This is a genomic window from Tsukamurella hominis, from assembly GCF_965137015.1.
In the GTDB taxonomy this organism is placed as follows: domain Bacteria; phylum Actinomycetota; class Actinomycetes; order Mycobacteriales; family Mycobacteriaceae; genus Tsukamurella; species Tsukamurella hominis.
Genome location: NZ_CBCRZG010000053.1, coordinates 1 through 1,372, shown reverse-complemented (window position 1 = coordinate 1,372; position 1,372 = coordinate 1). Strand labels below are relative to the sequence as shown.

General features: G+C 66.0%; 1 protein-coding gene. It reads left to right on the top strand.

The annotated features are described in order from the left end of the window. The first annotated feature begins 292 nt into the window (after positions 1–292). The gene (locus ACM9LD_RS25040) at positions 293–1,348 is read left to right on the top strand and encodes an IS110 family RNA-guided transposase (RefSeq protein ID WP_415679218.1); all 1,056 of its coding nucleotides are present in this window, start codon (positions 293–295) and stop codon (positions 1,346–1,348) included. Positions 1,349–1,372: the final 24 nt, after the last annotated feature.

The following is a 1,372-nucleotide window of genomic DNA, read 5'->3' as shown; positions in this document are numbered from 1 at the left end:
CTCAGTGCGATTCTGGAGGTGCCGCGGTCGTGTCACCGGCCCGAGACACTTTCTTTGCTGGGGAGTCTCTGGTGTTGACGCCGCTGCGGTGGTTGGGTTCAGTTCACCGGGCATCTGGCTCCATGCGCGCCTGCCGCCCCGCTCGTTCAGGGCTGGTCACCATGCGTTTTGTCGCTGCTCGGTGAGCTGGAACCGACCGGCGTGACTTGATAGGAGCGTGGCACCGCCCCCACTGAGATGTGTCCGCCGGCCGGTCCAACCATCCACCTCACAGGATTGGGAGGCAACCACCATGGTTGTAGTTGGAACCGATGTACACAAGCGCACGCACACCTTCGTCGCCGTCGATGACGTCGGCCGCAGGCTCGGCGAGAAGGTCGTCGCGGCCACCACGGTAGGGCATCAGAAGGTGATCCGCTGGGCGAGGTCCGAGTTCGGAACCGATCTGACCTGGGGAATCGAGGACTGTCGGCAGATGTCCGCCCGTCTCGAACGTGACCTGCTGTCCGCCGGGCAGCACGTGGTGCGGGTCCCGGCGAAGCTGATGGCCCAAGTCCGAGCCTCCGCCCGAACCCGGGGCAAGTCCGACCCGATCGACGCTCTCGCCGTCGCCCGCGCGGTGCTCCGGGAGCCGGACCTGCCGGTCGCGTCCCATGATGAGCGGTCCCGCGAACTGAAGCTGCTGGTCGACCGCCGCGAGGACCTGGTCAAGATCCGCACCGCGATGATCAACCGGCTGCGGTGGCATCTGCACGAGCTTGAGCCCGGCCGGGAACCGAAGCCGCAAACCTTGGACTGCCGCAAACATCGGACCGCGATCCGCGAGTGGCTCACCACCCAAACCGGGTTGGTCGCTGAGCTCACTCTCGACGAACTCACCGATATCGACCGCCTCACCGAGCAGATCAACACCCTGGCCAGACGCATCGAGAAGGCCTCTGCCGCAATCGCTCCCACCCTCCTTGAACTGCCCGGATGCGGAGCGTTGACCGCCGCCAAGATCGTCGGCGAGACCGCAGGGATTCAACGGTTCCGCACCGAAGCCGCCTACGCCCGGCACACCGGGGTTGCCCCGATCCCCGTCTGGTCCGGCAGCACCAACGGTCGCGTCCGGATGACCCGAACCGGCAACCGGCAACTGAACTGCGCCCTGCATCGGATCGCGATAACCCAGATCCGCATGACCGACAGCCGCGGCCAGATCTACTACCGCAAGCGCCTCGCCGCCGGCGACACCAAACGCGAAGCCCTCCGCTGCCTCAAACGACGACTAGCCCGCACCGTCTTCAACACCCTCAGAACCGACGCGAAAGCAGCCCCCGACACCGCCCTCCCGACCGCCGCTTGACATAGGAGAAACGCATGGCTGTTC